Below are 22,033 nucleotides of genomic sequence, written 5' to 3' on the forward strand. Positions count from 1 at the left end.
GTAACCATGACCAATTTGATCAGCACCTCCGTGGTCGAGGCCGAGAACGCCAAGCGGCAGGAAGCGCTCGAGCGCGACTACGAAACCCTCGGCGAACGGCTCGCGCGTCGCGGCACCGATATCGACGCGATCAAGCAAAAGGTCGCCGCCTATGGCGTCGCCGTCCCCTCCTGGGGGGTCGGCAGCGGCGGCACGCGCTTTGCGCGCTTTCCCGGGCTCGGCGAGCCGCGCAACATCTTCGACAAGCTCGAGGACTGCGGCGTCATCCATGCGTTGACGCGAGCGACGCCGACCGTGTCGCTGCACATCCCCTGGGACAAGGTTTCCGACCTCAAGACATTGAAGGAAAAGGGGACCGCTCTGGGCTTAAGCTTCGATGCGATGAATTCCAACACCTTTTCGGATGCCCCGGGCCAGGCGCATTCCTACAAGTTCGGCTCGCTCACCCATACGGATGCGGCGACACGCCGCCAGGCGGTCGAGCACAATCTCGAATGCATCGAGATCGGCAAGGCGCTCGGCTCGAAGGCGCTGACGGTGTGGATCGGCGACGGCTCCAACTTTCCGGGCCAGAGCAGCTTCACCCGATCGTTCGAGCGCTATCTCGACTCGATGAAGGCCGTCTATGCGGCGCTGCCGGAGGACTGGCGCGTCTTCACCGAGCACAAGATGTACGAGCCCGCCTTCTACTCGACGGTGGTCCAGGACTGGGGGACCAACTACCTGATCGCCCAGGAACTCGGGCCCAAGGCCTTCTGCCTCGTCGATCTCGGCCATCACGCCCCGAACGTCAATATCGAGATGATCGTCGCCCGGCTGATCCAGTTCAAGAAACTCGGCGGCTTCCATTTCAACGATTCGAAATATGGCGACGACGACCTCGACACCGGCTCGATCGACCCCTATCGCCTGTTCCTCGTCTTCAACGAGTTGGTCGATGCCGAGATGCGCGGCGCGGCCGGCTTCGAGCCTGCCCATATGCTCGACCAGAGCCACAACGTCACCGATCCGATCGAGAGCCTGATGGTGAGCGCCATGGAAGTCGGGCGCGCCTATGCCCAGGCGCTTCTCGTCGACCGCAAGGCACTCGAAGGCTACCAGCAGGAAAACGACGCATTGATGGCGTCGGAAACGCTGAAGGCCGCCTTCCGCACCGATGTCGAGCCGATCCTCGCCACGGCCCGCCTCGAAAACGGCGGCGCCATTGCCCCGGTCGCGACCTACCGTGCGAGCGGCTATCGCGCCAAGGTGGCGGCCGAGCGCCCCGCGGTTACCGGCGGGGGCGGCGGCATCGTCTGAGTGGACCGCCGCGCTGCGGCCGGCCATCCGGTTTGCGCAGAAAAATCGGCAATCGATGGACTTGCCACTACCTGAACTCAAGGGATGCGTTATGTTTCCGGGACGTACAACCGAAAGGAAGCATTGATGGGCATCGAAAGCATTCTCGTATTCCTGATCGTCGGCGCCGTTGCCGGCTGGCTCGCGGGCCTGATCGTCAGCGGCTTTGGCTTCGGCCTGATCGGCAACATCGTCGTCGGCATCATCGGCGCCCTGATTGCCGGCTACCTCTTTCCTGCCGTCGGCATTACGCTCGGCACCGGCATTCTCGCCGCGATCATTCATTCGACCATCGGCGCGATCATCCTCCTCGTCCTGATCCGCATCGTCAAACAGGCCTGAAATGGCGATTTCCGATCAAGGAAACGCCTACCATCGGAACCGGTTTGAGGACAAAATCATTCAGCGATAACAAGCGTTGCGGCGACCTTCAGCCTGACCAGGCACGGGGCGCCGGAGCAGTGCGCGATCGAAGCCGCGGATCGCCACCGCAAAAGAAAGCGGAGGGAAAAATGACCGAGCTCTACGCCGAAAAGATCGAAACTGCGCTCCAGTCCTATATCAGCGATCATCCGGGCACGGCGACACGCCGACAGGCCATATCCACGATTCTCGAAAACTGGTTCGCGAGCCACGGCTACCTGCCGCCCCAACAGGAAGGCCGGCGTCCCGAGGATCTTGACGCATCGAACGACGACTGAAACATTCCTCGCCTCAGACCATGTGCTGCGTTTCGCCGCGCCTAATCCTTTTTTGCCAACGACATCAATAAGGCGTCCGAGATGAGCCTCGCTTCCGTCAAGGAGTTCTTTTCCGAGCGCGCCCCGGATATCGATGTCATCGAGCTTGAGCAGAGCACCGCAACGGTCGCGCTCGCGGCCGAAGGGCACGGCGTCGAGCCGGCACAGATCGCCAAGACGCTGGCGCTTCGTGTCGGAGATGACGTGATCCTGATCGTAACCCGCGGCGACGCCCGCCTCGACAACAAGAAATACAAGGCCCGTTTCGGCACCAAGGCGCGCATGCTCGGCTTCAGCGAAGTCGAGTCCGAGACCGGCCATCCCGTTGGCGGCGTCTGCCCATTCGGCCTTGCGAAGCCGCACACGGTCTATTGCGATGAATCCTTGAAAGCCTTCGATGTGGTCGTTCCAGCTGCCGGCGCAATCAACGCCGCCGTTCACATCAATCCTCATCGCATGGCGGAATTGACCGACGCGGATTGGATCGACGTGTCGGAAACCTGACGCCAGTCCGGCGCGTGTGAGCTTACAGAACGGCCATGAAGACCATGAGCGATCCGAACGAAAGCGCCGCCATGATGGTCATCAGCACTTTCATCATGTGCATTGTCATCTGCGTAGATCCTTGCCCCCGCTCTCAATGGGAACAAGCGAAGGCGTAACCGATGGCCCCTCGCCGACGACCGGCGTGCCAAACCCTCCCATCGACATTATTGAGCTTCCGCCAAGTTGGTTAATAAGTCATCCTGTCAATACGGATTAGCCCCGCTGCCCGGTTGGAAAACGGAGGCATTTACCCGGGCCGTTGCTTGCGGGATAATTGGCGAATAGAAGCGGATCTCGAGACTTGGAAGCGCGTCCCGAGGCGCGCGTGGAGGACGGGTGCCGTTCATGGCCCCGGCCGGATCGGTAACGGAACAGCGCGACATTGCGAACGTCCCTCACGGAATCATCGGCTGCCGCCAGAAAGCCCATCGCGGACAAGGGCGTGCTGCGTGTCGGATTCATTCTGGCGCGCAGCTTCACGCTCAGCGCCTTCTCGCTGTTCGCCGATGCGCTTCGCCTGGGAAGCGATGTGGAGGACAAGTCGGGGCGGGTGAACTGCGACTGGGAGGTGCTCGGCAGCACGCGGAACTTCGTCATGTCGAGTTGCGGGATCCAGGTGGCGCCGACCGCGCCGCTGCGCCCGCCGGCGGAATTCAGCTACATCGCGGTCGTCGGCGGGCGGCTCAATGTCGCCGAGCCCCTCGATCGAGAGACGATCGACTACCTGCACCGTGCGGCGCGCGCGGGCGTGCCGATCATCGGCGTTTGCACCGGCAGCTTTGTGCTCGCCGAGGCCGGCGTGCTCGACGGCCATGCAGCCTGCGTGAGCTGGCTGCATCATAACGAGTTCCGCTCCCGCTTCCCGTCCATAGAGGTGACGTCGAACCGAATTTTCGTCGAGGACCGCAATATCATCACCTGCGCCGGCGGCAGCAGCGTCGCCGATCTCGCGACCTATCTCATCAGGAAGCATGTCGGCGAAGACGCCGAGCGCAACGCGCTCGAAATCATGCAGATTACGCGCCGCCGCGAGGCGAGCGAGATGCAGCCGCGAAACCCCCTCGGCCCCATTCCCGTGCAGGACAAGCGGATCAGCCTTGCACTGATGGTCATGGAGCAGCATCTCGAAGACCTGATCGGCATCGACGACGTGGCGAACGTGCTCGGCATTTCGCGCCGGCAGTTGGAGCGACTGTTCCAGAACGAGCTCGGGGCGACGCCGATCTCCGTCTATTTGAAGCTTCGCCTCGACGCGGCGATGCGCCTCGTCGCCTCAACCGACAAACCGCTGATCGAAATCGCGCTGGAAACCGGCTTTGAGAACGTCTCGCACTTCATCCGGAAATTCCGAAAGGCCTTTTCGATCACACCGGCGGCGGCACGAAAGCAACTCGCCGCCGCCCGCGGCGGAACACCGGACCGTCGAGGCTGAGCGAAACCGCCTCTGCCCTTGCCAATAATCGCACCGCGCCCAAAGCTGGCACTCGCGACCGGGCTCGGGAGACGTGGGGCCACAGCGCCGCTTGTCTTATCAGACGCGCAAAGGTCGCTGTTTGAATTGCTGCATGTCTTTGTCCTTAAATCGAGGTCGATTTAAGGAGACATGCAGTAGCAGACGTCGCTACCACCACGGGCCAATTTCACATCCCCAGATACGCCGCGATCACTGCCGCTATCTGATCGGAGTTCAGAGCGTCCATCTGGGAGTCCATCAAGGCGTTCAGTTGCGTGCTGGACAGGTTCGAGATGTCGTCCGTTGAAATCCCCGCGACACCGGATGCGCTGAACGAGGCGACATCCTCCGCCGAGAAGGTGGCGAGATCATCTGTTTCCAATGCCGCGACCTGCGCTGAGGTCATCGCACTCACCTGCAATGGCGTCAAAGCCTCGGCCTGCTCCGTCGTCAGGGCGGCGATGACCCTGGTGCTCAATCCCGAAATCGCACTCGTGCTCAGGGCGACGATATCGTCGGTGGAAAGCTGGGCGATGTCGTCCGTCCCCAACGCCGCGGCGTGTATGGCATTCAGGGCACCGAGCTGCGCGGTAGACAGGGTCGCGAATTGGTCGGTACTCATCGCCGCCACCTGGGTATAGCTCAGCGACCCGACCTGGCTTGCCGTCAAGACGGCGATCTCCGCCGTCGAGAGCGCTCCGAAGAAGTCCGTGGACAGTCCCTTTATGGCAGACGGGCTGATCGCCACCAGTTCCTCGGTCGTGAACGTTCCGAGATCCTCCGTGGTCAATCCCGCGAGCCCATCCAGGCTCAGAGCGGCAATCTGGCTGGTGGACAGCGTATCGATCTGCTCGGCGCTCATGGCCCCGACCTGCGCGCTGCTGAGGCCTGCAATGCTGGCCGTGCCCAAAGCGGCGATCTCGGCAGTCGAGAGTCCCGCAATGAAGTCCGTCGGCAGTCCCCTGATGGCGGACGAGCTGATCGCCGCGAGTTCCTCGGCCGAGAAGCCTTCCAGGTCATCGGTGCTCAGGCCCGACAGCGCATCCGAGCTCAAAGCGGCAATCTGGTCAGTGGAAAAGGCTTCGACCTGCGCATCGCTCAAGGCGTTGACTTGAATACTATTCAGGCCCGCAACGCCGGATGTGCTCAGTGCCGCGATCTGCGCTGTCGAGAGGACCGCGAGGTCGTCGGTGCCGAGCGACGCCACCTGCTTCGAACCAAGGCCGCCGAGCTGCCCGGTCGACAAGGCCTCGATCTGGTCGGTGCTCAGCGCATTGATCTGGGCGGTGGAAAGACCGGCGACGCCGGCCGAGCTCAAGGCCCCGATCTGATCGACCGAAAGCGCCGCTATCGTCCCGGTGGACAGACCTGCCACGGCGGTCGAACTGATCGCCGCTATTTCCGCCGTCGAGAAGGTGTCCAGATCGTCGGTGCCGAGAACAGCGATCTGTTTCGAACTGAGCGCGGCGATCTGGAGCGAGGTGAGCGCCTCGACCTGGTCGGTGTTCAGCGCATTGATCTGGGCGGTGGAAAGGCCGGCGACACCACCCGTGCCGAGGGCCGCGATCTGGTCCGCCGAAAGCGCTGTTATCGTGGCGGTAGACAGTCCAGCGACGGCACTCGAACTGATCGCTGCGATATCCTCTGTCGAGAAGCTCTCCAGATCGTCGGTGCTGAGCGCCGCAATCTGCGTCGAGCTCATGACCGCGACCTGGCTGGAGGTCAGGGCCTCAAGCTGATCGGCATTCAGCGCCTGGATCTGGGCGGTGGACAAGGCGGCGACGCTGGCGGTGTCGAGCGCGGCAATCTGGCTCGTCGAAAGAACCGCAATATCATCCGTGCCCAGTACCACCATCTGCTTGGAGCTCAGAGCACCGACCTGCCCCGTCGACAGGGCTTCGATCTGGTCGGTGCTCAGCGCCTGGATCTGACCGGTCGAAAGGCCGGTGATGGCGGCCGCACTCAAGGCCGCAACCTGGTCTTCCGAAAGCGCCGCGATCGTGTCGGTGGACAGGCCCGCCACAGCACTCGAACCGATCGCCGCGATATCAGCGGCGGCGAAGCTCGCCAGATCGTCCGTGCTCAGCGCCGCAATCTGCGTCGAGCTCATGACCGCGACCTGGTTGGACGTCAGGGCTTCGAGCTGATCTGCGCTCAGCGCCTGGATCTGCGCGGTCGAGAGGGCCGCAACGCCCGCCGTGCTCAGCGCGGCAACCTGGTCCATCGAGAGAACCGCCATGTCGTCGGTACCGAGCGCCATCACCTGTTTGGAGCCGAGTGCAGCGATCTGCTCGGTCGACAGAGCCTCGAGCTGGTCGGCGCTCAACGCATCGATCTGGGCGGTGGAAAGGTCGGCAATGCCCGCCGTGCTCAAGGCCGCGATCTGATCCGCCGAAAGCACCGCTATCGTGTCCGTGGATAGACCCCGTACGGCATTCGAGCTGATCGCGGCGATGTCGTGGGCCGAGAAGTTCGCCAGGTCGTCGGTGCTCAGCGCCGCGATCTGCGTCGAACTCAGCGCTGCGACCTGGCTGGAAGTCAAGGCTTCGAGCTGGTCGGCGCTCAGCACATCGATCTGGGCGGTGGAAAGCACCGCAATACCCGCCGTGCTCAGCGCGGGAATCTGGTCCGCCGAGAGGGAAGCAATGTCGTCCGTACCCAGAGCCACGACCTGCTTGGACCCGAGAGCAGCGACCTGCTCGGTCGACAGGGCGCCTATCTGGATGGTGCTCAACGCCTGGATCTGGGCGGTGGAGAGACCGGCGATGCCGTCCGTGCTCAGGGCCGCGATCTGATCCGCCGAAAGCGCCGCAATCGTGTCGGTGGAAAGCCCCGCTACGGCACTCGCACTCAGCGCCGCGATTTCGTCGACCGAGAAGCCGACTATGTCGTCCGTGTCCAAGGCTGCGATCTGTTTCGAGCCGAGAGCGCCGATTTGGGTCGTCGTCAGGGCATCGACCTGGCTGGAGCTCAGGATGGCGATATCCGCGGCGCTGAGGCCCGCAATGCCGGCCGCGCTCAATGCGGCGATCTGGTCGGTCGAGAGGATCGCGACATCATCCGTGCTCAAGGCGTCGACCTGCCTGGAGGTGAGCGCTTCCACCTGCGCGGTGCTCAAGGCCGCAAGCTGGTGGGTGCTCAAGGCATCGACCTGTTTCGTGCTCAGCGCGGCAATGGCAGCCGTGCTCAAGGCCGCGATCTGGTCTGTGGAGAAGGCCGCGATGACATCCGTCGAAAGGCCGGAAACGAGATCCGCACCAATCGCTGCGATGTCTTCGACGGACAGTGCCTTGATATCGTCCACGTCGAGCGCGGAAATTTGTTGCGACGTCAGCCCGCTGAGCTGGTCGGTCGACAGGGCGGCGATCTGGTCGGAACTCAGAACAGCCATCTGTTTGGTGGTCAGTCCCGCGACCGCGGCCGCGTCCAGGGAGCCTATCTGCTCAGTCGAAAGGGAAGCGATGGCGGCCGTGGTCAGACCCCCGATGGCGCTCGAGCTGATGGCCGCGATGTCCTTCTCCGAGAAGACCGCAATGTCTTCCGTCCCCAAGGCTGCAAGCTGCGTCGAGCTCAGGGCGCCGATCTGGCTCGCGGTCAGAGCTTCCACCTGATCGGTGCTCAAGGCAGCGAGCTGCTTGGCGGTCAGGCCCGCAATGGCAGCAGGGTCCAGCGCCTCGATCTGATCGGTCGAGAGGGCCGCGATATCGCTACTGCCCAGGGCGGTGACCTGCGTCGAACCCAAGGCGGCAACCTGCTTGGTGCTCAAGGCGGCGAGCTGGCTGGTGCTGAGCGCATTGACCTGTGCGCTGCTGAGGCTCGCGATGCCGCCGGCACTCAAGGCCGCGACCTGAGCGGTCGAGAGGGCCGCGACGGCGGCCGTGGGGAGGTTCGATATCGCGCTCGAATTGATGGCCGCGATGTCCTTCGTCGAGAAGACCGCGATATCTTCCGCCGCGAGGACTTCGAGCTGCGTCGCGCTCAGAGCGCCGACCTGGCTCGAAGTCAGGGCCTCCACCTGATCGGTGCTCAAGGCAACGAGCTGCTTGGTGGAGAGGCCCGCCAGGGCCGCGGTGCTCAGGGCCGCGATGTGGTCGGTGGAGAGGCCGGCAAGATCGTCCGTGCCGAGCGCGGCGACTTGCGCCGACCCCAGCGCGGCAACCTGTTTGATGCTCAAGGCGGCGAGCTGGCTGGCGCTGAGCACGTTGAGCTGTGCGCTGCTCAAGCCGGCGATGCCGGCCGTGCTCAGGAGAGCGATCCCATCGGTGGACAGAGCCGACACGACGGCCGTGGATAGACCCGCAATGGCGCTCGAACTGATGGCCGCGATGTCCTTGGTCGAGAAGACTGCTATGTCTTCCGTGCCGAGCATTCCAAGCTGCGCCGCGTCTAGGACGCCGACCTGCGCCGCGGTCAGGGCCTCCACCTGCTCGGTGCTCAAGGCGGTGATCTGCCTTGTGCTCAACCCCGTAATGGCGGCCGTACTCAATGCGGCGATCTGTTCGGTCGAGAACGCCGCTACATCGCTCGTATCCAGGGCGGCGATTTGCGCCGAGCTCAGCACGGCAACCTGCTTGGTGCTCAGTGCCACGATCTGGCCCGAGGAAAGGGCCTCGACCTGATTGGTGGTCAAATCGTTGATGCCGGCGGTGCTGAGCGCGGCGATCTTGTCCGAGGACAAGGCGGCGACGGTCTCCGTGCTTAGGGCGGCGACCTGCGTCGATCTCAGCGCTGCAATCTGCTTGGTGCTCAAAGATGCGACCTGGTCGGAGCTGAGCGTCGCCATCTGCTCCGTGCTCAACCCCGCAATTCCGGCGGTGCTGAGAGCGGCAATCTGCGTTGAGGAGAGGGCCGAGACGACATCCTCCGACAGGCCGGAAATGGCTTTCGAGCCGATAGCGGCGATATCGGCGGTCGAGAACGCCTCGAGGTCTTCCGGCTCAAGGGCCGAGAGCTGCGTTGAGCTGAGAACGGCGACCTGCGCGGTTGAGAGCGCTGCGATCTGGTTCGTGGACAGCGCGTCGATCTGATCGATGCTGAGGCGCGTGACACCCTTTGTGCTCAGCGCCGCAATCTGGTCAGTTGACAGGGCCTCGATCAGCTCTTCCGACAGACCCGGAATGGCGCTCGAACTGATTGCCGCGATATCGGCAGTCGAGAATACCGCCATGTCGTCCGCATCGAGGGCTGCGAGTTGCTCGGAGCCGAGAGCGGCAACCTGAGCCGAAGAGAAAGCCTCGACCTGATCGGCGGACAAGGCTTCGATCTGGTCCGCGGTGAGGCCGGTGACAGCCTTCGTGCTGAGCGCCGCGACCTGATCCGTGCACAAGGCTGCGACGTTGTCGGCGCTCAAGGCAGCAATCTGCGTCGAACTCAGGGCCTTGAGCTGCGCGGTGGAGAGAGCCTGCGTCTGTTCGGCCGACAAGGCGGCGATCTGGGCGGTCGTGAGACTTGCGACCGCGCTCGTGCTGAGCGCAGCTATCTGAGCGGTGGAAAGCGCTACAATCGCGTCCTCGGTGACGCCGGCGGCAGCCTTGCTCGTGATCGCCGCGATTTCGGCTGTCGAGAACGTCGCTATGGCGTCCACCGAAAGGGCGGTGAGCTGCGCGGAGGTCAGCGCTTTCACCTGCGATACGGACAAGGCTTCCGCCTGACCGGTCGACAGGGCGGCGATCTGGGTGCTCGTCAGGCTCGCGACTGCGCTCGTGCTCAGGGCCGCTATCTGAGCGGTGGACAGGGATGCGATGACCTCGTCATCCAACCCCAATACGGCCTTGTTGCTGAGCGCCGCGAAATCGGCGGTCGAGAATGTCGCCATCCCCTCCGCTCCGAGGGCCGCCACCTGCCGCGCGTTCAGGACCTTCACCTGCGACACCGTCAGAGCCTCGACCTGGTCGGTCGACAAGGCGGCGATCTGATCGGTCGTCAGGCCCGTTACGCCACTGGTGCTGAGCGCCGCGATCTGGTCCGTGGACAAAGCCGCAAGCGTGTCCGTGCTCAAGGCGGCGACTTGCGCCAGGCTCAGTGTCCTGAGCTGCGCCGCGGTCAAGGCAGCGGTCTGATCCGAGGACAGGGCGTCGCTCTGCGCGGTCGTCAGGCCAGCAATCGCGCTCGTGCTCAGGGAGGCAATCTGATCCGTCGATAGCGCTGCGATGGCGTCCGTGCTGACGCCCTTTATGGCTAGGTTGGTGATTGCCGCGATATCGACGGTCGAGAATGTCGCGATGCCGTCCGCTCCGAGCGCGGCAAGCTGCTTCGCGCTGAGCGCCTTCACCTGCAGGGCGGAGAACGCCTCGGCCTGGTCAGCCGACAAGGCGGCCATCTGTGCGGTCGTCAGGCTCGCGACCGCCGTCGTATTCAGGGCGGCGACCTGAGCGGTGGAGAGCACAGTGACGGCATCCGTCGTCATGCCCCATATGGCCTTGTTGATCGCCGCGATTTCGGCAACCGAGAATGTCGCTATGGCGTCCGTCTCCAGCGATCCGAGCTGCGCCGCGGTCAGCGCCTTCACCTGTGAGACGGTGAATGCCTCGACCTGGTCGGTCGACAAGACGGCGACCTGGCCGGTGGAAAGCCCCGAGATCGCCGAGGCGCTCAACGCGGCAATCTGATCGGTGGAAAGCGCGGCAATGTCGTCTGTGCCCAAAGCGTCGACTTGCGATGCCTTCAGCGCGCCGACCTGGGTGGTCGTCAAGGCGGCAATTTGATCGGTGGACAAGGCGGCGATCTGCGCGGTCGTCAGACCGGCGACAGCGCGTGTGCTCAAGGCGGCAATCTGGTCCGTCGAAAGGGATGCCATGACCTCCGTTGAGAGCCCTGCGACGGCTTTCGCGCCGATCGCCGCGATGTCGGCGGTCGAGAAGGCGGCCAGGTCTTCCTCGGTCAGGACCGAGAGCTGCAGCGCGCTGAGGGCCCCGACCTGGTTCGAGCTCAGCGCTTCGGCCTGCTCCGTAGAGAGACCGTCGATCTGCTTGGTGGTAAGAGCGGCAACCTGGCTGGTGCCGAGGCTTTCGACATCGGATTTGTCGAGAACGGCAAGTTGCGCCAGGCTCAAGCCAACGATGGCACTGGGAGTGATGGCGCCGAGCTGCCGGGAACTCAGGACATCGACATCCTCCGTGTCCAGCGCTGCAATCTGCGCTGACGACAGTGCGGCCATCTGCTTCGTCGTAAGCGACGCCACATCTTCCGTCGTCCAGGCCGCAACCGCCGACGTCGAATATGATTTGATCAGGGTGGGGCTCAGGGAAGAAATGATCGAGGTCATGCGTCAAAACCCTTGGGGCCTAAATAGTCTTTGTCTGCCAACGCCCCGAAAGAGCAATCGCTGCTGCAACCTCCGGCACCGGCAACGGCCGGCGTCCTGCCTGCCGGATCGCTGAGATCGTCGTCAGGAGGCCTGATCCGTGCCCATTTCGCGGGCCGTGGAAGAAATGCGTCCGGAAACCGGCATGGGCGATCTCGTGGCTTAGGAGTAACTTGCCGCTGATAATAGTCGGCAACCTTGTGTCTGTCTGACTTCGGCACCGTCGCGCATTCGTTGCAACCCGAAGGAGTGCCGAGGCGTTCGCTCTGCGGATAGGGCTTACGATGCACATCGAGCCGGCGGTCTGCCGATCCCGCTCGAAAGTGAAGCAGATGAGATAGCGGAAAGCCCGCCATCAATGTCCTCGATCAGATCGGCGAATGCAGGAATGCCGGCATCGACGCATTCTCCGCCCTCCGGGCAAGGTAGAGTCTTGCCGTGTCGAGCGCCTCGCGAATGGTCACATCCATGTCGAGATAGCGATAGGTCCCGAGCCGCCCGACAAAGGTGATCGACGTTTCCTGGCTTGCGCGCTCGACATATTGGGCGAGCTGTTCCTTGTCCTTGACGAGGCGGATTGGATAGTAGGGGATGTCGTCCGGGCCGCATTCACGGGAGAACTCGCGGTAGCAGACAGAGCCGCTATGCTCCTCCCAGGGCGAGAAATGCTTGTGCTCGGTGATGCGCGTGTAGGGGACCGAGACGTCGCCATAGTTCATGACCGCGCAGCCCTGGAAATCGCCCTCATACTCAAAACGGTGGAAGTCGAGCGTTCGGTAGCCCAACGGGCCGAATTCGTGATCCAGATAGCCGTCGAGCGAGCCGGAATAGAACACATGCGCAAAATCGTCCTTTTGCGCCCGAAAAAATCGGGTCTTCAGGCTCACATTGATGTTCGGATGGTCAAGGATGCGGCCGATCATGTCGGTGTAGCCGTTCTCCGGCATTCCCTGGTATTTGTGCGAGAAGTAATTGTCGTCATAGTTGAAGCGCACCGGAAGCCGTTTCAGGATGGACGAGGGCAAGTCCGTCGGCGAACAGCCCCACTGCTTCTGCGTGTACCCCTCGAAGAAGGCCTCGTAGAGGTCCTTGCCCACGAACCGGAGCGCTTGCTCCTCGAAGGTCTGCGGATCCTCGATCGACCTGTCCGCCTGCGCTTCGATGAAGGCACGGGCCTCATCCGGCCTGAAGGTCTTGCCGAAGAACTGGTTGATCGTGTGGAGATTGACGGGCAGGGAGTAGACCTGACCCTTCGATGTCGTCTTCACGCGGTTCTTGTAGGGCATGAAGGTCTGGAAACTGTTGACGTAGTCCCACACCTCACGATCATCCGTATGGAAGATATGCGGTCCATAGACATGGATCATGACGCTGGTGTCTTCGTCGCGCTCCGTGTGGCAGTTTCCGGCGATATGGTCACGCGCATCGAAGATCTCGACCTGGTGACCCGCTTCGGCCAGTACCCGGCCAATGACCGCTCCCGACAGTCCCGCACCGACAATGCCGATTCTTCCGCTTGTGCGCATTCAAAGACGCTCCAGTCTCGTACTGTGATATTCGCCAGGAAAGGCGAAGGTGATTACGCGGCGAGCGCGCTGCGCATCAGTTCGTCATAGGCATCGATCAACCGATCGAGCGCCAGGCCTTGCTCCTGGGGTCCGAAGCTCAAATGGCTGACGGTGAAATCCGAATAGATCGCCGTCGGCCGGTCTAGCAGCATCGGCAGATCCACCGTGAGCGCGCGCTCGTCGTCACCCTTCGGCAGGGCCATGTGCACGAGGTCCTTTCCGAGCCAGGCGATGAAGTTGATCGACTGGCGCTCGTTCCACTCGATCACCTTCATCGGCAGAGGCAGGTGTTTGTGGTCGGTTTGCAGGAAGTAGTCGTGCAGCTCGTTGGCACGCTCCGCGCTCTGCCAGAGGCTTCCGCCAAACCCACCCGGGGGCCGTTCGAAGTGGCCGACCCCTTCGGGAATGGAGCCCGCCGCCTGCTGCCAGTGGGCACATACGCCGTTGTTCACGACATTGGCGGAAACAACGATATATTTCGGGTTGGTTCGCCTGAACTCGATGAAATCGCCGAGCTTTTCGAGGTCCATGTAGACAATGTCGTCGTCGCATTTCAGGAATATGGAGTCCGAAAAAGCCTTCAACCGCTTGGCGTAGTAGTCATAGGCCTGCCAATAGGGCATCTGTTCGTTCGGGTTGCCGACGAACCGCTGAATTCGCGATCGCACGTTGCCCAGTTCCAGGTCGGCGCCCCAGCCGCCGCGAACCATGATGGACGCGCCGGCAGACAAGTCGAGTTCGGTCCAGCGACCGATTGCCACGTTGTTGACATGGAGCGCGGGAACGCCTGCCGCGTCGACGGCAAGAACGATCTGGTTGGGCGTGCCCGGCGACAGGATGCCCGGAGTGGGTCTGCTCCACAGGGCCGGTACGTCGTTGCGGTCGAAACTCTTGAGCTGGTCCAGCGGCAGTTTGCGCAACACGGAGTGTGAATTGCTCCAGCCGCCGACGACCAGCTCGAAATAGTCATCGCTGCCGTCATTCGGAACGATGGCGATGTGAAGGTCGTTGGTGATCGTCGCGGCGAGGCGCAGCGGCTGGTTCGGTGCAACCGATCCGCTCGACTGGTAAGGCGCGGCGGAGCCCATATAGCGGACCGGGCCGAATTCGCGCGTCACCCATTCATGGTCCTCTTGCGAGCGGGTGAAATCCCAGACGTGCCACTCGTCTATGATCCCGGCGTCGAGGGCGGAATGGATGTATCGGGTGAGGATTTCCATTCTCTTCTGTCTGCCTGCGAATGTGACAAGTATAACCGGAGCCATTTCATCCTCGCTGCTTGGAATTGGTGCCGCTCATCGCGCCTTGGCTGTCGCCATCGTCCACAGGCGCGTGTCGAAGGGAATTGGGGAGAAGGCGTGCCACGCAGCCAGTTTGTCGAGATAGCGCTGCCGATAGGCGGCGCCGTCCACGAACTCCACGTTCTCCTTCATGATCTCCGCCCCGACCTCGTAATAGATGTCGAGATTGCTGAGATCGGGCACAGGCGTTTCGCCGCGCTCGCACTCGCCCTGCATCTGCCAGAACAATTGCTCGAGGCGCCGGACGAGAGCCGGAATGTCACGCAACGCACTGGCGTCACGGTTGCGCTCCAGGGCCTGCCGCACCGTGGCGAGGCTTTGGCGGTCTTTCGCAAATCCGATTGCCTTTCGGACGAAGTCATCCGGCCCGTCGCAGATCAGTTCCGGCACGCCGGCCGCGGCGACGATGCTCGAGCAGAACCGCGACGCAAAACCGTTGCCGGGGGCTGTCAGGACGGGCAATCCCATGGTCAACGCGTCGGCCGCGGTGGAATGCGCGCCATAGGGAAAGGTGTCGAGGAAGAGATCGGCGAGGCCGATGCGCGCGAGATGCTTGGGATTGGGAGCCTTCGGCGCGAAGATCAGCCGCTCGGGCGCCACGCCGCGCTGCTCAGCTGCCTGCTTCAGGCGCTGATCGACATCCTCGCCGCCGCCGAGCAGCCACAGGACGCTGCCGGGTGTCGCGGAGAGAATCGCCATCCAACGGTCGAAGCACTGAGCCGTGATCTTCTGCATCCCGTTGAAGCAGGCGAATATGAAGGCATCCTCGGGCAGCCCCGCTTCGGCTCGGCTCGGCCGCGGCGCGATCTGCCTCTTGCGGTCGACGGGCTGGTTGCAGGGGATTCTCAGCACCTTTTCCGAATAGTAGATCTCGTTTTCCGGCGGGATGATCTGGTCGTCGGCGATGACGTACTGGTGGAAGGGGCTGCCCATGGTGCCCGGGTAGCCGCAGAAGCTGACAATCACCGGTGCCGGCCGGTAGGCGAAGATCTTGGTGCGCGCATGCTTCGTATAGCCGTTGACGTCGACGAGGATGTCGATCTCATCGGCGATGATCTGCTTGGCGGCATCGCTGTCGCCGACCATGGAAATGTCGCGCCAGCAGTCGATAGCGCTCATCATCCGCGTCTGCGTCGCATCGCCGGTCCGCGCCTCGCCGCAGTAATAGGCAAAGATCTCGACGCTGCTCTTGTCGTGGGTCTCGAATACTTCGCTGAGCGCGAAGCCGACCGCATGGTCGCGCAGGTCCGAGGACACATAGCCCACTCGCAGCCGTTGCCCGGTTCCGGATTTATGGCGTGGCGGAATGGTCGCAAAGCCGGTCAGATCGGGTCGTCCGACGAGCGACTTGCAGTAGCGATAGGCCTTGGCAAGCTGGAAGACGGGATCGTCGGCGTAGCAGGCAAGGGTCAACGGCGACAATGCATCGAGCAGCTGCCGATGCGATACATGCTCCGAAGGAACCAAGGTCGGCCATTTGCACTGGCGCTGCCGCAGCGAGGTCCAATGCTGACCGGCCTCGGTCTTGTCGGGCCGCATCTCGATCGCCTTCCACAGGGCGGTTTCCGCCTCCTCCATCAGGCCGGCATTCTCGAGCACGCGGCCCGTATGCTGAAGAACCATCAGACGATGCGCGATGCGCTCCGGCGTGATCTCGGAGGTCATCTCGGCATAGGCTTGCCATTGCTGGATCGCCTGCCCGGTCAGGCCGGCATCCTCGAGTGCGCGGCCGAGATTGATATGTCCCTGGCCGAAGCGCGGTTCGAGCTTCAGGCAAGCGCGCAGGGCATGCACCGAGCCGGCAAGATCGCCCAGCTGCCGCAGCGTGACGGAATAGTTGAAATAGACGAGATGAAGCAGCGGATTGGAGTCGTTGTAGGCGATCCAGGATTTGTAGAGCTCGGCTGCCTGCTCTCTTTGTCCGGCTGCATTGAAGCTCTCAGCAAACTGGAACAATTCCGTCAGAGGGAGCCGCTGTTGTCGCGCCCTTTCGAGGAAACCAGCGAGCGGGGAAGCAGGATCCGAGGCGAGATGTGTGTAGATGGTCATGAAAATCCCAAGGCGAGTTGGCGGCCGACGCTGAGAACATGTTCGAACGCCTATCTTAGGCCATTACCCCGACTAGCTTGCCTTGGGCTTGCGCCTCGCCGATGCGCCCGACGTGCCGCAATCGACGCCTTGGTATTTTACGTTTCGCTGAATATTGCCATCCACCGATTCGATGTGTAGCGTCGCGACAGAGGTGAGCCTGCAGGCGAATCTTCGCGCTTAGGCTGAGTCCATTGAGGCATTCCCCCTTGGGCCGACCCGTTAACTAAAACTTTAACTTTCGTAGCTAGTCGTAGTAAGAGAGTACCGTAGTCAGCAACCGCCGGATGAGGCTGCGGCGAAAGTAACGGAACCGATCTCGCCAAGGGAAAGGTTTCATTTCATTGGCGTAGGAAATAGGACGCACACGTCCTGTCTGCATGAAGCTTTCCGAACGCTAGGGCTCCCGCGAGCCATGTCCCTCAACCCGATAATCTCGCCCATTTGGACGCTTTGACAGCCGAAGCGGCTCTCTGGTCCGGGTGGACGGGCGTCGCATGTGGTCGCACGCATCAGCGCTTGGGCCCCCAGGGGTTCCCGCGCCTGTCGCACGGTCGGCGCCAACGGGTGATTTCCACAAGCGATCAACATTGAAGGCTCGCGTCCATGACTTCTATCGTATCCTCTCTGAGCGTCACCCAGATCAAGAACCTCTCGACCGCCGTGGTCGCCTCGCTGACGACGACCGATGTCGCGGCGATGACGACCGCCCAGGTGAAAGCGCTTTCCTCGACCCAGATCGCGGCGCTCGATACAGAGGATGTCGCCGTCTTCACAACCGCCCAGCTGAACGCCATTGCGGCAACCTCGGTCGCCGGTATCAGCCTCGACCAGCTGGCAGCCATCGATGCGGCGAAGATCGCAAGTCTGGCGACCGCTCAGATCGCGGCTCTGAGCTCGGCACAGATCAACGGCCTCAGCACTGACCAGGCCGAAGCCCTGACCACCGCGCATGTGGCCGCGCTCGGCTCGGCACAGATCGCGGCTCTGGCCTCAGAAGATATCGCGACCTTCTCGACCGCCGACATTGCGGCAATCTCGGTCACCGCGCTCACGGGTCTTTCCACCGACAATCTCGCCGCGCTCTCCACCGATCAGGCCGCGGCGCTGAAGACCACCCAGGTTGCGGCGCTGAAGACCACCCATATCGCCGCTCTCACCTCCGACCAGGTCGCAGCCCTGAGCTCGTCGCAGATCGCCGCCCTGAGCTCGACGCAGCTGAAGGCCCTCTCCACCGACAATGTCGCGGCGCTCTCCACCGACCAGATCGCAGCACTCAACTCCAAGAGCGTCGCGGCCCTGACTTCGGCGCAGATCGGCGCGCTTACATCCGACCAGGCCGAGGCGCTGACCACCGCACAAGTGGCCTCGCTCACCTCGACGCAGATCGCGGCGCTGGCCTCGGAAGATATTGCCACCTTCTCGACCGCCGACATCGCCGCAATCACGGTTACGGCGCTCGCCGGCCTCTCCACCGGCAATGTCGCGGCACTCTCCACCGACCAGGCCGCAGCACTGAAGACCACCCAGGTCGCGGCACTCAAGTCCACGCAGATCGCCGCCCTCACGTCGGATCAGATCGGCGCGCTCACCTCGTCCCAGGTCGGCGTCCTGACCTCTGCGCAGATCACGGCGCTCTCCACCGACAATGTCGCCGCACTTTCCACCGACCAGGTCGCGGCACTGAATTCGAAGACCGTCGCAGCGCTGACCTCGGCACAGATCGGCGCGCTCACCTCCGATCAGGTCGAGGCCCTGTCCGCCGTCCAGATCGCCGCGTTCGACTCGGCCGACATTGCGGCCCTCGCTTCCGAAGACATTGCAACCTTCTCGACCTCGGAGATCGCGGCCATCACCGCGACCGCGCTCACGGGTCTTAGCAGCGACAATGTCGCCGCACTCTCCACTGATCAGGCCGCCGCACTGAAGACCGGCCAGATCGCGGCACTGAAGACGTCGCAGATCGCAGCTCTCACTTCCGACCAGGTCGCCGCGCTCACGTCCTCCCAGGTCGGAGCCCTGAGCTCGACGCAGATTACGGCGCTCTCCACCGACAACGTCACCGCACTTTCGACCGACCAGGTCGCAGCGCTGAACTCCAAGACGGTTGCGGCCCTGACTTCGGCACAGATCGGCGCACTCAGCTCCGACCAGGCCGAGGCCTTCACAACGGCGCAAGTGGGCGCACTGACCTCGACGCAGATCGCGGCCCTGGCCTCGGAGGATATCGCCACCTTCTCGACCGCCGACATCGCCGCAATCACCGTCACGGCGCTTGCAGGTCTTAGCACCGACAATGTCGCCGCACTCTCCACCGACCAGGCCGCCGCACTGAAGACCACCCAGGTCGCCGCCCTGAAGTCCACGCAGATCGGCGCACTCACGACGGACCAGGTTGGCGCGCTCACCTCGTCTCAGGTCGGAGCGCTGACCTCGACGCAGCTGAAGGCACTCTCCACCGACAACGTCGCAGCACTCTCCACCGATCAGGTCGCGGCGCTGAACTCGAGGACCGTCGCAGCGCTGACTTCGGCACAGATCGAAGCCATGAGCTCCGACCAGGCCGAGGCTCTGACCACGGCGCAAGTGGCCTCGCTCGGCTCGACGCAGATCGCCGCCTTGGCCTCGGAGGATATCGCCACCTTCTCGACCGCCGACATCGCGGCGATCACGGTCACGGCGCTCACCGGCCTCTCAACCGACAATGTCGCCACACTCTCCACCGATCAGGCCGCTGCACTGAAGACCACCCAGGTTGCAGCGCTGAAGACCAGCCAGATCGCGGCGCTGACCTCGGACCAGATCGGCGCGCTCAGCTCCTCCCAGGTCGGAGCGCTGACGTCGTCGCAAGTCTCGGCAATCAGCACGGACAATATTGCGGCACTCTCCACCGACCAGGTCGCGGCGCTCAACTCGAAGACCGTTGCAGCCCTGACTTCGGCACAGATCGAAGCGCTGAGCTCCACGCAGGTCGAGGCTCTGAGCTCGGTTCTTGTCGGAGCGCTCAGCTCGACACAGCTGGCGGCCCTCGCCTCTGAAGACATCGCCACCTTCTCGACTGCCGACATTGCAGCAATCTCGGTCACCGCGCTGGCGGGTCTCTCCACCGACAATGTCGCCGCATTGTCGACCGATCAGGCCGCAGCGTTGAAGACCACCCAGGTCGCGGCGCTGAAGACCACCCAGATCGCCGCCCTCACCTCGGATCAGGTCGCGGCGCTCACCTCGTCCCAGATCGGGGCCCTGACGTCGACGCAGGCATCCGCGATCAGCACGGACAGCATCGTCGCCCTTTCCACCGACCAGGTCACGGCCCTCAACACCAAGACGCTGGCGTCTCTCTCGACGGTGCAGATCGACGCGATGAGCTCCGATCAGCTGGAAGCGCTGTCCTCGGCACAGGTCGCCGCTTTGACCATGTCGCAGCTGGGGGCGCTGGCCTCGGAAGATATCGCGACCTTCTCGACCGCCGACATCGCGGCGATCACCGTCGCGGCACTGGCGGGCCTCTCGACCGACAATGTCGCGGCGCTGTCGACCGACCAGGCCGCAGCACTGAAGACCACCCAGATCGCGGCGCTGAAGACCACCCAGATCGCGGCGCTCACCTCGGACCAGATCGGGGCGCTCACGTCGTCCCAGGTCGGAGCCCTGAGCTCGACGCAGATTTCGGTGCTCTCCACCGACAATGTCGCCGTGCTCTCCACCGACCAGGTCGCGGCGCTCAACTCCAAGACCGTCGCAGCCCTGACTTCGGCACAGATCGACGCGCTCACCTCCGACCAGGCCGAGGCGCTGACCACGGCGCAAGTGGCTTCGCTCACCTCGACCCAGATTGGCGCTCTGGCCTCGGAAGATCTCGCGACCTTCTCGACCGCCGACGTCGCGGCGATCACCGTCACGGCGCTCGCGGGTCTCTCCACCGATAATCTGGCGGCGCTGTCCACCGATCAGGCTGCAGCGCTGAAGACCACCCAGGTCGCGGCGCTCTCCACCGCCCAGATCGGCGCCCTCGTCTCGGACCAGGTCGCGGCCCTGACCTCGTCCCAGGTCGGAGCGCTGACCTCGACGCAGCTGAAGGCGCTCAGCACCGACAATGTCGCGGCGCTTTCCACCGACCAGGTCGCGGCGCTCAACTCGAAGTCGGTCGCGGCGCTGACCTCGGCGCAGATCGAAGCGCTGAGCTCCGACCAGGCAGAGGCGCTGACCACGGGACAGGTCGCCTCGCTCACCTCGACGCAGATCGCGGCGCTGGCCTCGGAGGATATCGCCACCTTCTCGACCGCCGACATCCAGGCGATCACCGTCACGGCGCTGCTGGGGCTCTCCACCGACAATGTCGCGGCGCTCTCCACCGATCAGGCCGCAGCGTTGAAGACCACCCAGGTGGTGGCGCTGAAGAGCACCCAGATCGCCGCGCTGACATCGGATCAGGTCGCCGCTCTCAGCTCGTCTCAGGTCGCAGCCCTGAGCTCCACGCAGATCACGGCGCTCTCCACCGATAACGTCACAGCTCTCTCCACCGACCAGGTGGCGGCGCTGAACTCGAAGTCGGTCGCGGCTCTGACCTCGGCGCAGATCGAAGCCTTGACCTCCGACCAGGCTGAGGCACTGACCTCCGCCCAGATCGGCGCCCTGGACTCGGCCGACATTGCGGCTCTCGCTTCCGAGGATATCGCAACGTTCTCGACCTCCGAGATTGCGGCAATCACTGCCACGGCCCTGTCGGGTCTTTCCACCGACAATGTCGCTGCACTGTCCACGGACCAGGCGGCAGCGTTGAAGACCACCCAGGTCGTGGCTCTGAGCACGGCCCAGATCGCCGCCCTCACCTCGGATCAGGTCTCGGCGCTCACCTCGTCCCAGGTCGGCGTCCTGAGCTCCACGCAGATCACGGCGCTCTCCACCGACAATGTCGCGGCGCTCTCCACCGACCAGGTCGCGGCGTTGAACTCGAAGACGGTCGCAGCCCTGACTTCGGCACAGATCGAAGCGATGAGCTCCGACCAGGCCGAAGCCCTGACCACAGCGCAAGTGGCATCGCTCGGCTCGGCGCAAGTCGCAGCCCTGGCCTCGGAAGATCTCGCGACCTTCTCGACCGCCGACGTTGCCGCAATCACGGTCACGGCGCTCACCGGTCTCAGCACCGACAATCTGGCGGCTCTCTCCACCGACCAGGCTGCGGCGCTCAAGACCACCCAGGTCGCGGCACTGAGCACCGGCCAGATCGCGGCGCTCACCTCGGATCAGGTGGCGGCCCTCACCTCGGCCCAGATCGGAGCACTGACCTCGACGCAACTGACCGCGCTCAGCACGGACAATGTCGCGGCTCTCTCCACCGACCAGGTCGCGGCGCTCAGCTCGAAGGTCATCGGCGCCCTGAGCTCCGACCAGATCGACGCCCTGAGCACCACCCAGGTCGAGGCGCTGACTTCGGCGCAGGTCGCAGCCCTCGACTCGGCCGATATCGCCGCCCTGTCCACGGACGACATCGCCACCTTCTCGACTGCCGATATCGCCGCGATCAGCACGACCGCCCTGGCCGGCCTGTCCACGGACGATATCATGAGCCTCTCCAGCGACCAGTTGCTGGCCGTCACCTCGACGCAGGTGGAAGCCCTGGACACGACACAGGTAGAGGCGATCATCGCCGCATACCAGGCTATCTGATCCAGGCCTGACTTGACCAAGCTTAC

Annotated in this window: 10 protein-coding genes; 6 read left to right on the forward strand and 4 right to left on the reverse strand. The window is 63.5% G+C overall.

Annotated elements, in window-relative coordinates; all coding sequences use genetic code 11:
- Positions 1-6 precede the first annotated feature (6 nt).
- The 5 genes from rhaI (at position 7) to RHIBR816_RS0101985 (ending at position 4,056) form a co-directional block, all read left to right on the forward strand.
- Complete coding sequence (gene rhaI / locus RHIBR816_RS0101960) at positions 7-1,299, forward strand: L-rhamnose catabolism isomerase (protein WP_018234854.1); 1,293 nt, start codon at positions 7-9, stop codon at positions 1,297-1,299.
- Between the two features lie 126 nt (positions 1,300-1,425).
- Complete coding sequence (locus RHIBR816_RS0101965) at positions 1,426-1,680, forward strand: GlsB/YeaQ/YmgE family stress response membrane protein (RefSeq protein WP_014761069.1); 255 nt, start codon at positions 1,426-1,428, stop codon at positions 1,678-1,680.
- A 170-nt stretch (positions 1,681-1,850) separates the two neighbouring features.
- Entirely contained in the window at positions 1,851-2,039 is a 189-nt protein-coding gene (locus RHIBR816_RS0101970) for a hypothetical protein (protein WP_018234855.1), read from the forward strand.
- Positions 2,040-2,120: 81 nt separating this feature from the next.
- Positions 2,121-2,582 carry a YbaK/EbsC family protein gene (locus RHIBR816_RS0101975; protein WP_018234856.1) on the forward strand — a complete coding sequence of 154 codons (462 nt, stop codon included), beginning with the start codon at positions 2,121-2,123 and terminating at the stop codon, positions 2,580-2,582.
- Between the two features lie 484 nt (positions 2,583-3,066).
- Positions 3,067-4,056 carry a GlxA family transcriptional regulator gene (locus RHIBR816_RS0101985; RefSeq protein WP_198294131.1) on the forward strand — a complete coding sequence of 330 codons (990 nt, stop codon included), beginning with the start codon at positions 3,067-3,069 and terminating at the stop codon, positions 4,054-4,056.
- A 208-nt stretch (positions 4,057-4,264) separates the two neighbouring features.
- Here RHIBR816_RS0101985 and RHIBR816_RS0101990 read toward each other — a convergent pair whose 3' ends face one another.
- The 4 genes from RHIBR816_RS0101990 to RHIBR816_RS0102005 all read right to left on the reverse strand — a co-directional run bounded on the left by RHIBR816_RS0101990 (position 4,265) and on the right by RHIBR816_RS0102005 (position 16,298).
- Positions 4,265-11,341: a hypothetical protein gene (locus RHIBR816_RS0101990; protein WP_018234858.1), complete on the reverse strand. Its 7,077-nt coding sequence runs from the start codon at positions 11,339-11,341 to the stop codon at positions 4,265-4,267.
- Between the two features lie 407 nt (positions 11,342-11,748).
- Positions 11,749-12,906 (reverse strand): UDP-galactopyranose mutase, encoded by a 1,158-nt coding sequence (gene glf / locus RHIBR816_RS0101995; RefSeq protein ID WP_018234859.1) that lies wholly within the window; start codon positions 12,904-12,906, stop codon positions 11,749-11,751.
- 53 nt (positions 12,907-12,959) lie between these two features.
- Positions 12,960-14,213, reverse strand: coding sequence for a hypothetical protein (locus tag RHIBR816_RS0102000; protein WP_026186548.1), 1,254 nt, complete (start codon positions 14,211-14,213; stop codon positions 12,960-12,962).
- 30 nt (positions 14,214-14,243) lie between these two features.
- The gene (locus RHIBR816_RS0102005; protein WP_026186549.1) at positions 14,244-16,298 is read right to left on the reverse strand and encodes a hypothetical protein; all 2,055 of its coding nucleotides are present in this window, start codon (positions 16,296-16,298) and stop codon (positions 14,244-14,246) included.
- A 645-nt stretch (positions 16,299-16,943) separates the two neighbouring features.
- On the opposite strand from RHIBR816_RS0102005, the gene RHIBR816_RS0102010 reads away from it, so the two are divergent.
- The gene (locus RHIBR816_RS0102010; RefSeq protein WP_018234862.1) at positions 16,944-22,007 is read left to right on the forward strand and encodes a hypothetical protein; all 5,064 of its coding nucleotides are present in this window, start codon (positions 16,944-16,946) and stop codon (positions 22,005-22,007) included.
- Positions 22,008-22,033: the final 26 nt, after the last annotated feature.

This window comes from Ensifer sp. BR816, assembly GCF_000378985.1.
Classification (GTDB): Bacteria; Pseudomonadota; Alphaproteobacteria; order Rhizobiales; family Rhizobiaceae; genus Sinorhizobium.

Coding starts and splice junctions, on each gene's coding strand:
- rhaI (WP_018234854.1), top strand. CDS start 7: ATGACCAATTTGATCAGCACCTCCGTGGTCGAGGCCGAGAACGCCAAG.
- RHIBR816_RS0101965 (WP_014761069.1), top strand. CDS start 1,426: ATGGGCATCGAAAGCATTCTCGTATTCCTGATCGTCGGCGCCGTTGCC.
- RHIBR816_RS0101970 (WP_018234855.1), top strand. CDS start 1,851: ATGACCGAGCTCTACGCCGAAAAGATCGAAACTGCGCTCCAGTCCTAT.
- RHIBR816_RS0101975 (WP_018234856.1), top strand. CDS start 2,121: ATGAGCCTCGCTTCCGTCAAGGAGTTCTTTTCCGAGCGCGCCCCGGAT.
- RHIBR816_RS0101990 (WP_018234858.1), bottom strand. CDS start 11,341: ATGACCTCGATCATTTCTTCCCTGAGCCCCACCCTGATCAAATCATAT.
- glf (WP_018234859.1), bottom strand. CDS start 12,906: ATGCGCACAAGCGGAAGAATCGGCATTGTCGGTGCGGGACTGTCGGGA.
- RHIBR816_RS0102000 (WP_026186548.1), bottom strand. CDS start 14,213: ATGGCTCCGGTTATACTTGTCACATTCGCAGGCAGACAGAAGAGAATG.
- RHIBR816_RS0102005 (WP_026186549.1), bottom strand. CDS start 16,298: ATGACCATCTACACACATCTCGCCTCGGATCCTGCTTCCCCGCTCGCT.
- RHIBR816_RS0102010 (WP_018234862.1), top strand. CDS start 16,944: ATGACTTCTATCGTATCCTCTCTGAGCGTCACCCAGATCAAGAACCTC.